This is a genomic window from Streptomyces sp. NPDC047453, assembly GCF_040643155.1.
Lineage (GTDB): Bacteria > Actinomycetota > Actinomycetes > Streptomycetales > Streptomycetaceae > Streptomyces.
On the sequence record NZ_JBEYTS010000058.1, the window covers coordinates 1 to 12,976 of the forward strand.

Genomic DNA, 12,976 nt, shown 5'->3' on the forward strand with positions numbered 1-12,976 from the left:
TGTCCGCCCGCGGCCCGCCCCCCCGGGGGGGGGCCCCCCCCCCGCCCCGGCCCCCCCCCCCCCCACCGGGATCCCGAGGGCGGTCTCCCGCCCGTCCTCACACGGCCACAGGGCCGGTGCCGCCGGACGCGGTTCGGGGGAGAGTGGGTCCACCCACACCCACGGGCGCGGCCTCGGGGCGGTCGTGGCAGGTGAAGCCGAGGCGCGTCATGGCCCGCGTGACCTCACCGGCGGTGAAGTCACGCGGGTCCTGTCGCGTGATGACCTGGCCCACCTGCCTGACGGGGTAGCGGCGGCGGCCGATGGTCACGGACGCACTCGTGACGAGCTCGGGCCTGACGCCCTTCATCGAGGCCAGCACCCCGGTCCTGGTCAGGTCGAACGGGTATCGGGCGATGACACAGCGCATGATGCCTCACAGGGGAGAAGTCGCGGGAGAAGGAGAATGGGCCGCCCCCGGGTGAGACGGATCAGCACGCGAGGGCGGGTACGCCCGGAACCCGGCCGTACTCACCGACGCCGGAGCGGCCGCCGGGCGAGGGCAGTGGTCCGTCGAGGATGTCCCGCAGACGGATCCGGTCCGTGTACGCGGAACTGTCGCGGAGAACGGCGAGCCGGACCAGGGTGATCAAACCAGTGCTCTGGTCGTCGCCGTCGCACACGGTCAGGTACTCGACCCGGGCACCCGCCATGACGGCCAGAGCCACCTCGACGGTCATGTCGTCACATACCCGAGGCCCGTGCCCTTCGATGTCCTCGACCGCGGTCACGGGAGCGGGGTCCGGCATACGGTACGGCGTCCGCGCTGGCGTCAAGGGTGTCTCCTTCGGTGAGGGATGGTCGGCCTGGTGGCCCTTGCGGCCCCGGGAGGCCAAGGGGGCTCCGGGGACTGCGCCGGCCTAAGCAGCCGAGTCGTTCCCGGGCCGCCGCTGTGCCCTGCGGCGCACCCCCGCGCCGCCGGGTCGGCCCTGGCCGGCGCGGCCTCGACGGTCCCGGGACGGCGAAGGCGCGCGGCGGGTGCGTTCCACGACAGGCGCGGTGATGACCACAGGGGCCCCGGAGGGCGCCTGGGCGCCTGTGATGCGGCTCAGCTCCGCCTCGCCCGAGCGGACCGGGGTGATGTGCGGGGTGATGCCGGCCGAGGCCATCAGCCGGTTCATGCCGCGGCGCTGGTCAGGGGTCACCAGGGTGACGACGCTGCCGGACTCCCCGGCGCGGGCCGTACGGCCGCCACGGTGCAGGTAGTCCTTGTGGTCGCTGGGCGGATCCACGTTGACGACCAGGTCGAGGCTGTCGACGTGGATGCCGCGGGCCGCGACGTTGGTGGCCACCAGGACGGTGACGTGACCGTCCTTGAACTGCGCCAGGGTCCGGGTGCGCTGCGGCTGGGACCGGCCACCGTGCAGGGCCGCGGCGCGGACACCGCTGTTCAGCAGGTGCTTGGTCAGCCGGTCCACGGCGTGCTTGGTGTCCAGGAACATGATGACCCGGCCGTCCCGGGCCGCGATCTCGGTGGTCGTGCGGTGCTTGTCCGACTCGTGCACGTGGAGTACGTGGTGCTCCATCGTGGTGACGGCACCGGCCGACGGGTCGACGGAGTGAACCACCGGGTCGGTCAGGTAGCGGCGGACCAGCAGGTCGACGTTGCGGTCCAAGGTGGCCGAAAACAACATCCGCTGGCCCTCGGGGCGCACCTGGTCGAGCAGGGCGGTGACCTGGGGCATGAAGCCCATGTCGGTCATCTGGTCGGCCTCGTCGAGCACCGTGATGCCGACATCGACGAGCCGGCAGTCGCCCCGGTCGATGAGGTCCTTGAGCCGACCGGGCGTCGCGACGACCACCTCCGCACCGCCACGCAGCACACCGGCCTGCCTGCCGATGGACATTCCACCGACGACGGTGGCGAGCCGCAGACTCACCGAGCGGGCATAGGGAGCGAGCGCGTCGGTGACCTGCTGGGCCAGCTCTCGGGCGGGGACGAGGATCAGGGCCAGTGGCCGGCGCGGCTCGGCGCGCCGGCCCGCCGTACGGGCCAGTACCGCGAGGCCGAAGGCGAGGGTCTTGCCCGAGCCGGTGCGGCCGCGACCGAGTACGTCACGGCCGGCCAGGGAGTTCGGCAGGGTCGCCGCCTGGATCGGGAACGGTACGGTCACGCCTTCATGGCCGAGCGTGGCCAGCAACGGCGCCGGCATGGAGAGATCGGCGAACGACTCGACAGCGGACAACGCGGGCGTGACCGTCTTCGGCAGGGCGAACTCGCCCCGCGCCGGCTGTCGGTTTCCGTAACCGTTGGAGCGGCGCGGAGCGCCGGAGCGGCCCGCAGCGGCGCTTCCTCCGAAACGGTCGTATGTGCGATTGGTGCGTGTGCGGTTCATGCGGAACCTTCCTCGATGCGGGCACGTATCAAGGAATTTCCGCAGCAGAATGAGCGGCGCAGAGAATCGCGAGAACGGGCCGAAAACAGGGCCGTATCGCCCTGGGAATGAAGCCAGCTGGGGCCCGCACCCCAAGGTGCGGGCCCCAGCTGCGAAGTATGCGTCAGTGCCGGTGCGTCAGGCGGCAACGATGTTCTCGGCCGTCGGGCCCTTCTGGCCCTGCGCGATGTCGAACGACACCTTCTGGCCTTCCAGCAGCTCGCGGAAGCCCTGGGCGGCGATGTTCGAGTAGTGGGCGAAGACGTCGGCGCCGCCGCCGTCCTGCTCGATGAAGCCGAAGCCCTTTTCCGCGTTGAACCACTTCACCGTGCCAGTAGCCATTTTGTTTCTCCTTCGGAGGCGGTGTCAGAAATACGCCCTGTGCGCATTCCGTGTCGCCGTGATGATCAGCCGTCGGAAAAACCTTCTGGCAACCACACCTGCAACTGAGATCGACAGTAGCACGGTGCGACCAGCCTTGCGCGGTCGATAATTCCGCTCCGCCGGGCGGTCGAGGAATGCTCGCCGTTCCCCGCACCTATATCTCATTTCACGGGCACAGATATTGCTCTCCGAGGGCGCGGCTTTCCTGTGGTGCCCTTCCGCCCGCAGCCCTGTGACCTCCCTCGACGGGAGATGTGCCGCTGCCAACGTCGTCAGCGGATGACACAACCGCGAACACGCCCGAGACTCCCACACCGCAACAGAGGTCACATCGATCGCGAAGAGCGCGACGACCGGTGGACGACAGCCACCTCGCAGGGGCAGCGCGCGACCTCGTCCTGGAACAGCCACGTGATCCTTACGGTGTCAGTCACCCTGAGTGGGTGCAGCCGACCCTTCTTCCTCCTCCGTCAAGCGGACGCCCTCATGGGTCAGCGATGCGGTGGCGGGCGACTTGTGCGAAGTCCAGCCGACGGTGATCAGGACCGCGTCGGTCAGGTGGATCCCGGAGATTCCGGGGGGCACGGGGAGTAGCGTGGGAGGGGCGAGGCGAGTCCCGTGTTCGCACCCGCTCCCGAAGACGGGTGGTCCTCATGACCGGCTCCGATTCACCCCCTGACTCCCTGCATCTGCCGAGCGGCGTTCACCGGACCGTACGGCCGGGGTGCGCGCTCCTCCGGCTGGAGACGACGGAGTCGCGGGAAGGTGTCCTGGATGGTGCTTGGTGGCCGCGGTCGCGCGACATCGCTGCCGAGCTTCCCGAGCTGCTGAGCGCCCTCACCAGGCACCTCGGCCCCGTCACCCGCGTCGGGCTGGACACCGCGGCCTGGGCAGGGCTCCCGACGCGGATCGTCGTCGACGACCGGGTGGTGCACATCGACTCCTTCCCGGTGGGTGACGACACCGTCCTGATCACCCGGGGAGACCGGGACCTCTTCTCGCTGCTGGTGGTCCCGCCGAACGCGACACCCGAGGCCGCCCGCGCCGCGATGGCCCAGGCGGTCCGGGCAGACAACATCAGCCGGGCGGAACAGATCCTCATCGATACCGGACGCGGGCAGGAGCCGTCGGACTGATGCGCCGCAGCTCGACCGAGGCTGGTGAGGTCAGCCGCGCCACTCCACCATGAGCAGCGTCGCGTCATCCGTGGTGTGTCCGCCCCGAGCCCGCTTGAGCGTGTGGGACAGGGAGCGCGCCACCGCCCGGACCCCGCGGCCGGTTCTCTCCAACTGGTTCACACAGTCGATCAGATGGTCCTCCCCGAACTCCTCCCCGCCGGTCTTGTGCTCCTCGACCAGTCCGTCGGTGAAGCAGAGGACGCGGTCCCCGCGCTCCAGCCCCAGCTTGCTGATCCGCGGCTCCGAACCACCCAGGCCGACAGGGAGTGTCGTCGGGGCGACCAGGCGCTGCGCGACGCGGTGGCCACGGACGAGGATCGGCGGCGGGTGTCCGGCATTGACCCACTGCACCCGTCCCGTCGTCGTGTCCAGCTGCATCATCTGCGCGGTGACGAAGTGCTCGGGACCGAACTGCCCCGCAACGGCGCGGTCCATGGACTCGTAGATCTCCGACAGCCCGATACCGAGGCGGCGGGCGTGGCGGTAGGCGCCGATGGCCACGGTGGCCATCGTGGCCGCGTCCAGGCCATGCCCCATCGCATCGATCATGACCACGTGGAGGACGTCCCCGTTGAGCGCGTAGTCGAAGCTATCGCCGGCCACGTCATAGGCGGGTTCCAGGATCCCGGCCACGGCAACCCGAGGCATGATCATCGCCAGCGGTGGCAGCAGGGACCACTGGATCTCCGCGGCGACGCTCATCGGCTCACCGCGTCGGACTCCGAAGAACAGGTCGGAGTAACCGTGCTTGGTTACCAGCAGGTCGGCCACCAGGCCGGAGATCCTCAGCAGCAGGCGTCTGTCGTCGTCATCGACGCTGTCCAGCGTGACTGCCATGACCCCTACCTGGTCTCCGCCGTCCAGCAGCGGTAGGTGGACCCGTACGCCGTCCTCCTCGGGCAGCTCGACAGGGACCGCGTCGAGAAAGCAGCGGCCCGCCTCGGAGGCGTCGATCGCCTGCGGCTCCCCGTCCGTGAGGCCCTTGCCGGGCAGGGGTACGAGCAGCAGCTGGCCGTAGTCCTGCAGCAGCACCTGCGGACGGCGGCCCCCCAAGCGCTCCACGACGTCGGCGACCAGCGGCCCGATCAGATGGGGCGGTAGCTCGTGCGCGCGATCGAGAACCGCGCCCAGCAGCGCTTCCCCGAAGCTCTCGGAGCGGTCCGCGCGCCGTCCGTGCATCACCATCTCACCCGCCATGATCCGCACGTAGCGGTTGCGGCGGGGTGGGACGACGAAGAGATCGCTCGTGTCATCGCTCCACCGAGGGACGTCGGCGACCGGAGCCGCCGGCCGGTCACATGGGCCCGACGGCGTCAGGCTCTCACCTGAGTCCGGGGCCTCCTTCCGACTCCCATGTGGCTTCTCCGTCGAGGCCGTTCTCGGCGAGTGCCAGGATGCGCGGCGCCGACAGCGGGTTCTCGGGGTCGGCGGCGGCGGTCAGCAGCCGGTTGGCCGCTCCGGCCGGCTCGTCGGGTGGGATCACCAGCAGCTCCCAGCGACCCACCGTGCCGCAGTCCAGGGTGATGGCATGGGCTTCGGCGGCGAGGTCGGTCCGGACCACCTCGATTGCGTGGCCGGGCGCCAGCACCGTCTGCGGGGCATCGGGCCAGGACGCGGTGTCCACGGTGACGCGGATGACGGTGCCGACAGCCGGGTCCAATGAGCCGACCAGCGCGGGCAGCTCCAGTTCCAGCGCGTCACAGCGCGGCCACCAGGCTCCGTCCAGCGGGCCGTGGCTGACGTCCGGCGTCAGACGCAGCCGAGGCAAGGGCATCCGGTAGGTCTGTGCGTCACCTGGTGACGTACCTTCGGCGGGCCTTGTGATGGCATCCATCGTGCGATCCCGTCCCGGGCGGCTGGCGGCTGCCCGCGTCTGTTACTCGCCGGGAACGGCGCCGCCGTGGTCGTGCGGCCCAAAAGCTCTCGGTGTGGTCAGCGTACTCCCGGCCATGGGGGGCGGGCGCGAGGTGCCGAGCCAGACGGCTGTACCGGCCAGGACGGCGCAGCCGCTTGTCGCCTGACACAACGGTGTCCACAGCAGACGCTCGATCACCGGCCTGCTCGGGACGGCCCTCCCGGAGGCAGGATCAGCACACAGGGGGCGACCGGACCCGGCAGCCCGACGATCTCTCGCATGTTCTGCCAGCCCCAGGACTCCAAGGCGGCTTGCCCGGCCTGGTCAGCCGGATGGAGCATGGCGACTCCCAGGGCGGCGCGCCGGTCGGTGAGCAGACGCTGTTGCAGGCGGCGGGCGATGTCGCGGCGCTGAGCGTGCGGATTGGCCACGACCTGGGTGAGGACCAGGAACCGTGCGCAGGCGGTGAGCCGTTGGATGCTAGCAGGCCGCCCGCGAAGCGGGTGGCCACCCCGTGGTCGTCTACCTCCCGGCCCACCGGGAGGAACTGCTACGGCGCCTCGCCGAGCGCAACCAGCGCGGAGACGCCAACGCCCTCACCGTCACCCCCGAAGCCCTCGACGACTTCTTCGCCCGCTTCGACATCCCGGCCGAGGACGAGGAAGTGATCGTCCACACCGGCAGCGTCGATGGTCTGCTGGCCAAGCTCGCCAGGCAACGGCAGAACTGAGGGTCTCGGTCTCGACCGCACCGCCTCGCTGAAGCGAGGCAGTTGCACCCGGATCAGCGGTGTCGGGGACGTGCCGCAGTCGCACCAGGTTGGTGGGAGCGGCTTGGCGCAGGGTCGGCAGTGCCCCGGTCGCGCGATCGCGGCCGTGCGAGCCTGGGCGGCTCGCGCTCGGTCACTGGGCGCACGCCTTTGGGAAAGGCGTTGGATGCGCCAAGTGAGGGTCCTGGTCGTGGAGCGGGCATCGTCCAGTGCACGCTGGTCGACGGCAGTCTGGAGGAGCTGGCGCGGGTCGTGGCCGGTGGTCTCGGCTTGGGCGAGGGCGGCGGCCAGTGCCGGCCAGGCGGGGTCGTCGAGGACGTGCTCGGCACGGTCGGGCAGGACGGCTCGTATGTGCTGGGCGTGGCGTTCCACGGTGTGGGTGGGTGGCTTGCGCTGGGCCAGGGCGGCAAGTGGTTGAGCCGCAGCGTGCTCATAGACTGCCTGGAGGTGGATCAGAGCTTGGTGGGCTGCGGTGACCTGTTGGTCGTGCCGACGGGCCTGGTGCCAGCGGGCGGCGGTGATGACGACCAGGACGGCGATGTCGAGGAACATCGCCAGCCCGCTCCCGTCACCGGTGACCGGTGCGGTGCGTAGCGTGCGTACGGCGCCGCGCAGGGCGCGAGCCTGGTCCTGCTGGGCGCGGATGCGGGAGCGGGAGGCGCGTTCGAATGCGAGGGCGGCCTGCTGAAGCTGTGCTCGCAGGTGGCTGAGGGCGAGCAGTGGCAGGACATCGAGGGCCTCGGCGAAGGCTGCGATGTGTGCCTGGGCGACGGTGTCGTCGCTCTGGTCGAGGTGGTGGGGGATGCGTTCGGCTGCCGCGGTGGCCTGGTGCCAGGGGTTCGGCCTGCGCCGGCCGCCCGCCTCGGTGACTGCTGGGGTGGTGATGCCGGTGAGGCGTTCGGTGATCTTGAGGAAGGACAGGTCGGGGGCGAGTTGGGAGCCGGAGAACCAGATCGGCTCGTCTGCGGCGTTGGTGTCTCCTTCGACGGCGACCTTGTAGCCGCGCACGTCCCCGGAGGGAAAGCGCTGGACCTCAACGCGGACGCCCTCAACACCGTCGAGCAGGTGGAGGAACTCCTCCGGGCTGGCGGCGACGGACACCAGCTGGCGGACGGTGGTGCGCAGGCGTTCGCGTGAGGTTGTTTGCCGGCCTTGGCGGCGGGCCTTCTCCTGTTCAGCCCGGGTGGACCTCTTGGCGGCGGTGCGGTCACCGCGCACTACCTGGTGGAGGCCGTACTCCCTCTCGACCGCTGCCAGTTCGCGGTCGGCGGTGAGGTAGTCGTTCCAGTGGCGTGCGGTACGCAGGTCGCCGCGGACCTTGGTGGCGGCGATGTGGATGTGGTCGGGTGCGTGGCGTACGGCGACCCAGCGGCAGCCGTCCGGATCTCCGTCGGATGCGATGCCGGTGGCCGCCACGACGCGGCGGGCGATGTCGGCCCACTCCTCGTCGCCGAGGACGCGGTCCTCGGGGGCGGCGCGGAGCGAGCAGTGCCACACGTGCCGCTCGGGGGCGCGGTCGTGGCGGCGGGCCTGTTTGACGTGCAGGTCGAGGTCAGCCACAAGGCGCCTTTGGGCGGCGGCGAAGTCGTCGCTGCGGCCGGGGGCGGGGGCGAAGCCGTCCCAGGAGGCGACGAGGTGGGCGTCGGTGTGGTCCTTGGCCTTCTTGGTGTCGAACAGGTAGCGGATCAGTCCGGCGGTGTCCTTGCCGCTGCTGATCTTGGCGATCATCGGGGTGCCTTCTTGGCGACGGCCTGGTTCGCGGCTGTCGCTATGTCGCCGATGGCTGCGCGGACCGTGGTGAGGGTGCGTTCGGCCTGGGCCAGGACGGCGGTGTCCCCAGGGTGTGGGTGGCCGTCGGAGTTGAGCTTCTTGGCGATCTGGTTGACGTTGTTGCCGATCTTGGCGACCTGGCTGCGCAGGGCGTTGAGTTCGTCGATGTAGTCGTCGAGCGGGGTGCGCTGGCCGGGCAAGGAGAGGTCACCGTCGATGTAGGCCATGACCGCAGCGCCGACGAGGTAGGCACCGCTGACGTTCAGCTTCCGGGCTCGGCCAAGGATCTTGGCCTTCTCCTCGATGCTGTAGCGGGCGTCGACACGCTGTTTGCGCTGGCCGTTCGGGTCGGGCTTGCGACGTCGGGCGACACAGTGCAACGCGGCGGCTTCGGCGGCACGCGGCAAGGCGACAGTGGCAGCGTCGGCGGGCTGTTCCCCCTCGGGCACCCCCTGGTGCCCGAGCGCCTCCGCCACCCCCGGGGCGGAGGCATCCCCGTTGGGACCGTCCTTGGACGGTCCAGCGGCATACCTTGCTCCCGCTGGGGCCGGGGTTTCGGTCGAGCTGCTGCGCTGGTTGGCCTGATGGTGGGGCTGGTCGTGCATTGGATCGTTCTCCGTGGGGTCGTGCGGGAGGTGGGTCGTACGCGGGGATGTCTGAGCCGGAGTTGGCTCCGCGTAGGTCGTTAGGTGTGGCCTCGGCCGGGGGGCTGGCGTCGGCGGAGCAGCCGTACCCCCGGGAATCGGTCCGGTGGCGAAGTGCATACGGCTGTACCAGGCGGTGGCGGCAGGCGATCGCCAGCGCCTGGCGTTCTGGTGCCGTGCCTAGACGGCGATGACGTTCTTGGCGGCAGCCAGTTCCGCCCTGACCGTGGCGGCGGCCCTCTGGGCGTCGTCTTTGCTGACCGTGTAGCCCTTGGCCCTGACCGCCTTCTCCAAGGCGGGGCGAGGGACTTCGCCGGTCTCGACGCCGATGGCGTGCGCCACGGCCAGCAGTTCCTCTTCGGGGACCGTGCGCTTGCGCTGGCCCATCCTGGGAGCCTTCTTGGCGGGCGGCGCCACGGTGGCGGGTGCCTTCGCCTCGGGCGCGGGTGCTTTGCTCGTCATGGTGGGCGGAGCGGCGCTGACGTCGTCCGCCTGTCCTTGGCGGGCATCTCGGCTCTGCCTTGGCGTGGCGGAGGCGGCGGGCGGTGTGGCCGTTGGCGCTTCCGCCACTGCGCTGTTGGCGGCGAGGTGGCGGTTGATGACGAGGTAGAAGTGGACGGCGCCGGCGAGGGCGAGTGGAGCGATGCCGGACAGAGTGCCGGCGGTGGCGTTGTTGAGGTGGAGGCGGGTTCCCTCGTTGAGGCGGATGGCGTGTACGACGTTGGCCCCGATGCTGGTGAACGTGGCTACGCCGACGAGGGTCCACACGTACAGGCGGGAGCGCAGCGGGGCGGTGCGCAGGACGAGCAGGGCGACGATGCCGATGGCGATGAAGCCGTCGATCACCAGGAGGAAGAGGTACGTGAGCAGCCCGCGGACGTGGCTGGCGACGGCCATCTGGCGCAGGGCGTCGTAGGAGAGTGCGAAGGCGACGGCGGCGAGCAGGACGATGCCGACGCGGAGGGAGCGGCTGCCGCGGATGACGGCCGGGGCTATCGGGGCAGGGGAGGGCAAGTCAGGGACTCCAAGGGGGCACGGTGGGGCTTGTGGTGAGGGAGTGAGGGGCGTTCACGGAGGGGGCGTTCACGCGGGCCCCCTTCTAAAGGGGGCCCCGCGCGTGATCGCTTGGGCGCGTGTACGGCGTGGACGCTCGCGTGATCGTTCTACCTGCGGTTTTGCGGTGAGCGTGTGCGCTGTGAGCGGTACACGGCGCGGGCTGCGCGCGAAGGCCGCGTGTACGGTCGCGTGATCGCTTCGCGCAGGCCGGGTGAGGGTCAGCCGACGGCGGTGAGGTGGCGTGCGGAGGCGTAGTAGCGGGTCTGCTGTCCGCCTCCGGCTCCTCCGGCGATGCCGTCGGCCTTGGTGGCCAGGCCGCTGTCAACGAGGCGGGCGAGGTGGCGGCGTGCCTTCTCCACGTCGGCGCGTTCGGGCTCGCCCTCGCCGATCAGGACGGCTGCCAGGTCGCGTGCGGTCAGCCCGTTGGGGGCGTTGCGCAGCAGGACTGCGGGGTCCTTGGTGGGGTCGACCGTGGTGGTGCCGCGCATGTGGTCGTGGGTGACGTCGAGCGGGCCGATCTCCCCGGTGGGCGTCTTGAGGTGGTGGAGGGTGACGGCGGGGTCGCCTGCCCGGCCGGTGATGAAGAGGACGCTGCCTGCGCCGGCGGTGATCCAGGTGGAGCCGTAGACCTGGTCCAGGCTGGGGCGCTGGCCGCGCGGGGCGTCGGCGGTGGCCTTGCGCTGGTGGTGCAGCTCCATGATCTCCACGCCGTTGCGCAGGGCGCGCATCCGGGCGTTGTGGAAGGCGACGGCGAGGCCGTCGTCGACCATCGTGCTGACGGCGTCCTTGAGGCTGTCGATCACGATGGTGTCGGCCCGGTGGGCGGCGGCGAGGTCGGCCAGGAGGTCGGGCTCCTTGTCGAGGGTGGCGGGCAGGCGGGCCCTGCCAGACGACGAGACGCTCGCGGAGGATCTTCTCGTCGGTCGGGAAGACGCGGCGGTCCATGGCCTTGGCGATCTGCTTCGGGCGGTCCATGGCCAGGTAGAGCACCCGCCTGCTCGGGGAGACCGGCATCTCCAGGACCGTCTCCTGGAGGCCGAGGCGGGCGAAGACCACCTGGTGGGCCAAGGTGGTCTTGCCGACGCCCGGAGCGCCGACGATCAACAGGCTCTCGCCAGGTGCCCAGACGGTCTTCTCACGCGTGCCCCACAGGGGTTCGGCGTTCGCACCGGTCTCCTTGACGAAGCACCATCCGTCCACGGCGAAGCGGTTCAGGCGACCGTGGCCGGAGGCGAGTGCGCGCTCCCGCTCGGCGCGCACCTCCGTTTCGATCTCGCTGCGTATCGCGTCGGGATCGGCACCGGGCTCCTGGGCGCGCTGGACGGTACGGACGGCGGAGGCCAGCAGGCGGCGCAGGTCGGCCTTCTTGCGGATGATCTCCGCGTGGTGCTCCGCGCTGCCTGCGTCATAGAGCGCACCGGCGAGCTGGTGCAGGTAGACGGCGCCGCCAACCCGCTTCAGGTCCCCCTGCTGCTCAAGAAGCTCGGTCAGGACGATCGGATCGGTCGGTTTGCCCTCGCGGTGCTGGGCGAGCAGCGCGCGCCAGACCGTCTCGTGCGCGGGCCGGTAGAAGGCGTCCTCGCCCAGGATGGGCCGCACGGTGTCGATGACGTCGCTGCAGTGCATGCAGACGCCGAGCACCGCGCTTTCGGCGTCCAGGTTGAAGACAGCCTGTGCATCCTCGCCCGGGGACGGCGCGTGGATGTCCATGGAGCGGGATGGCGTATTCGGTTGGGCATCGGTCATACTGGGCATCAGCTCCTCTGCTCGCGGGCCATACGGGACGGCAATCCCGGCCTCGCGGGTCGATCGCTAGGGATGGCGGTTGAGAGGTTTGCGCTTGGCCCCCGGTGACAGCCGGGGGCTTTTTGCATGCGGCGCTACGTGGGGGTGGGCCGCGGGGATTCCTCGGGTTGATGGGGCTTGGGGCTACCACCATGCCACACGGATTTCATATCGCAGAAGAGTTCTGCATCTCGCAGAAGGCATGCTACTGTTTTAGGGTCGCTGCGTACGGCAGCGACCTGCTCCGAACGGAAGGAGGTGCCATGGCCGACGAAGACCCGCCGCAAGGCGTCCTGCTCAGCGGCGAGGGCAACGTCGCGGTGCGCATCAAGCTGGAGCGCGAGGCACGCGGCTGGAGCACCAACGCCCTATCCGACCACCTGAACGAGGCCGGCTTCGAGATGAACCCGTCCGCAGTCTGGCGGATCGAAAACGGCAAACGCCGCATCAACCTCGACGAGGCCATCGGCTTCGCCGAGGTCTTCGGCATCGACCTGCGCAACCTCGTCGGGCCTCCGCAGCTCGCCGCCCAGGCGCGGGCCATGGAACTCATTGACGCCGTCGTGGACGCGTTCCGCGAGACCCAGCGCGTCAACGCCGCCTACACCAAGGCGCGCGATGCTCTTGACGCGTACCTCGCCGAGCACCCCGACATCCGCGAGGAGGCGGACGTGATGGTTTCCAACGCCATGGCCGAGGCGTCCACCAAGCACCTGCCGGAGACGTACGGACCTCCGCCCGGCGAGCACAACGACGCCGCCCCCGCCGACGAGGCGTAGCCTCCGGCCCTTACTCCCGTCCCGGGCCCGCAAACCCCCAGGACGGGCATCTCCACCCTCATCCCTAGCGATCGACCGGCAGGCCGGTGTTGCCGCACCCCACGCCCGTCAGAAGAGGAACCACCCCTTGCGCCAACCCGCAATGCCCCCTGCCCCCGCACCGACTCCGCACTCCGACGCCGCCCCGCCACGCCTTCGCTTCCCTCTCCATGCCCCACCACCTCTCGCCCGCCCGAGCGGCAGTCCCGGTGACACGGCGCGGGAGGTCGAGGCTCTTTGACCGAGGACGAGTGGTTGCGTCGCGTCGAGGATCAGCTCCCAGAGCGGGACGAGGAGTGGATC

At 70.4% G+C, this 12,976-nt stretch carries 12 protein-coding genes and 2 pseudogenes; 2 read left to right on the top strand and 12 right to left on the bottom strand.

The genetic code is table 11. The annotated features are described in order from the left end of the window. Positions 1-97 precede the first annotated feature (97 nt). The 5 genes from ABZ818_RS32415 to ABZ818_RS32435 all read right to left on the bottom strand — a co-directional run bounded on the left by ABZ818_RS32415 (position 98) and on the right by ABZ818_RS32435 (position 3,383). Complete coding sequence (locus ABZ818_RS32415; RefSeq protein ID WP_361422549.1) at positions 98-409, bottom strand: SCO5918 family protein; 312 nt, start codon at positions 407-409, stop codon at positions 98-100. A gap of 61 nt (positions 410-470) precedes the next feature. Further along, on the bottom strand, positions 471-788 hold the full coding sequence (locus ABZ818_RS32420; RefSeq protein ID WP_361422648.1) for a CBS domain-containing protein: 318 nt from the start codon (positions 786-788) through the stop codon (positions 471-473). 111 nt (positions 789-899) lie between these two features. Beyond that, on the bottom strand, positions 900-2,375 hold the full coding sequence (locus ABZ818_RS32425; protein ID WP_361422552.1) for a DEAD/DEAH box helicase: 1,476 nt from the start codon (positions 2,373-2,375) through the stop codon (positions 900-902). Positions 2,376-2,552: 177 nt separating this feature from the next. Beyond that, the gene (locus ABZ818_RS32430; RefSeq protein WP_161202746.1) at positions 2,553-2,756 is read right to left on the bottom strand and encodes a cold-shock protein; all 204 of its coding nucleotides are present in this window, start codon (positions 2,754-2,756) and stop codon (positions 2,553-2,555) included. 468 nt (positions 2,757-3,224) lie between these two features. Beyond that, the gene (locus ABZ818_RS32435) at positions 3,225-3,383 is read right to left on the bottom strand and encodes a hypothetical protein (protein ID WP_361422556.1); all 159 of its coding nucleotides are present in this window, start codon (positions 3,381-3,383) and stop codon (positions 3,225-3,227) included. A 68-nt stretch (positions 3,384-3,451) separates the two neighbouring features. Here ABZ818_RS32435 and ABZ818_RS32440 point away from each other — a divergent pair, with 68 nt between their 5' ends. Continuing rightward, the gene (locus tag ABZ818_RS32440; RefSeq protein WP_361422559.1) at positions 3,452-3,934 is read left to right on the top strand and encodes a DUF5994 family protein; all 483 of its coding nucleotides are present in this window, start codon (positions 3,452-3,454) and stop codon (positions 3,932-3,934) included. Positions 3,935-3,964: 30 nt separating this feature from the next. Here the strand turns inward: ABZ818_RS32440 and ABZ818_RS32445 are convergent, their stop codons facing one another. The 7 genes and pseudogenes from ABZ818_RS32445 to ABZ818_RS32475 all read right to left on the bottom strand — a co-directional run bounded on the left by ABZ818_RS32445 (position 3,965) and on the right by ABZ818_RS32475 (position 11,780). Further along, positions 3,965-5,173, bottom strand: a complete 1,209-nt coding sequence (locus tag ABZ818_RS32445) for a PP2C family protein-serine/threonine phosphatase (protein ID WP_361422561.1) — start codon at positions 5,171-5,173, stop codon at positions 3,965-3,967. A 124-nt stretch (positions 5,174-5,297) separates the two neighbouring features. Further along, complete coding sequence (locus ABZ818_RS32450; RefSeq protein WP_361422563.1) at positions 5,298-5,750, bottom strand: DUF5994 family protein; 453 nt, start codon at positions 5,748-5,750, stop codon at positions 5,298-5,300. A gap of 275 nt (positions 5,751-6,025) precedes the next feature. Beyond that, positions 6,026-6,262 (bottom strand): hypothetical protein, encoded by a 237-nt coding sequence (locus ABZ818_RS32455; protein WP_361422566.1) that lies wholly within the window; start codon positions 6,260-6,262, stop codon positions 6,026-6,028. Between the two features lie 434 nt (positions 6,263-6,696). Beyond that, a pseudogene (locus ABZ818_RS32460) lies at positions 6,697-8,328 on the bottom strand (mobilization protein); the annotation flags it as partial. Continuing rightward, entirely contained in the window at positions 8,325-8,975 is a 651-nt protein-coding gene (mobC, locus tag ABZ818_RS32465) for a plasmid mobilization relaxosome protein MobC (RefSeq protein WP_361422569.1), read from the bottom strand. The gene mobC and the pseudogene ABZ818_RS32460, both read right to left, overlap by 4 nt. A 219-nt stretch (positions 8,976-9,194) precedes the next feature. Next, positions 9,195-10,028, bottom strand: a complete 834-nt coding sequence (locus ABZ818_RS32470) for a DUF2637 domain-containing protein (protein WP_361422572.1) — start codon at positions 10,026-10,028, stop codon at positions 9,195-9,197. Positions 10,029-10,288: 260 nt separating this feature from the next. Continuing rightward, positions 10,289-11,780: pseudogene (locus tag ABZ818_RS32475) on the bottom strand (DnaB-like helicase N-terminal domain-containing protein). A gap of 338 nt (positions 11,781-12,118) precedes the next feature. Here ABZ818_RS32475 and ABZ818_RS32480 point away from each other — a divergent pair. Beyond that, entirely contained in the window at positions 12,119-12,634 is a 516-nt protein-coding gene (locus tag ABZ818_RS32480) for a helix-turn-helix transcriptional regulator (protein ID WP_361422575.1), read from the top strand. The last annotated feature ends 342 nt before the right edge of the window (positions 12,635-12,976 follow it).

Coding starts and splice junctions, on each gene's coding strand:
- ABZ818_RS32480 (WP_361422575.1), top strand. CDS start 12,119: ATGGCCGACGAAGACCCGCCGCAAGGCGTCCTGCTCAGCGGCGAGGGC.
- ABZ818_RS32425 (WP_361422552.1), bottom strand. CDS start 2,375: ATGAACCGCACACGCACCAATCGCACATACGACCGTTTCGGAGGAAGC.
- ABZ818_RS32445 (WP_361422561.1), bottom strand. CDS start 5,173: ATGGCGGGTGAGATGGTGATGCACGGACGGCGCGCGGACCGCTCCGAG.
- mobC (WP_361422569.1), bottom strand. CDS start 8,975: ATGCACGACCAGCCCCACCATCAGGCCAACCAGCGCAGCAGCTCGACC.
- ABZ818_RS32450 (WP_361422563.1), bottom strand. CDS start 5,750: ATGCCCTTGCCTCGGCTGCGTCTGACGCCGGACGTCAGCCACGGCCCG.
- ABZ818_RS32415 (WP_361422549.1), bottom strand. CDS start 409: ATGCGCTGTGTCATCGCCCGATACCCGTTCGACCTGACCAGGACCGGG.
- ABZ818_RS32430 (WP_161202746.1), bottom strand. CDS start 2,756: ATGGCTACTGGCACGGTGAAGTGGTTCAACGCGGAAAAGGGCTTCGGC.
- ABZ818_RS32420 (WP_361422648.1), bottom strand. CDS start 788: ATGCCGGACCCCGCTCCCGTGACCGCGGTCGAGGACATCGAAGGGCAC.
- ABZ818_RS32440 (WP_361422559.1), top strand. CDS start 3,452: ATGACCGGCTCCGATTCACCCCCTGACTCCCTGCATCTGCCGAGCGGC.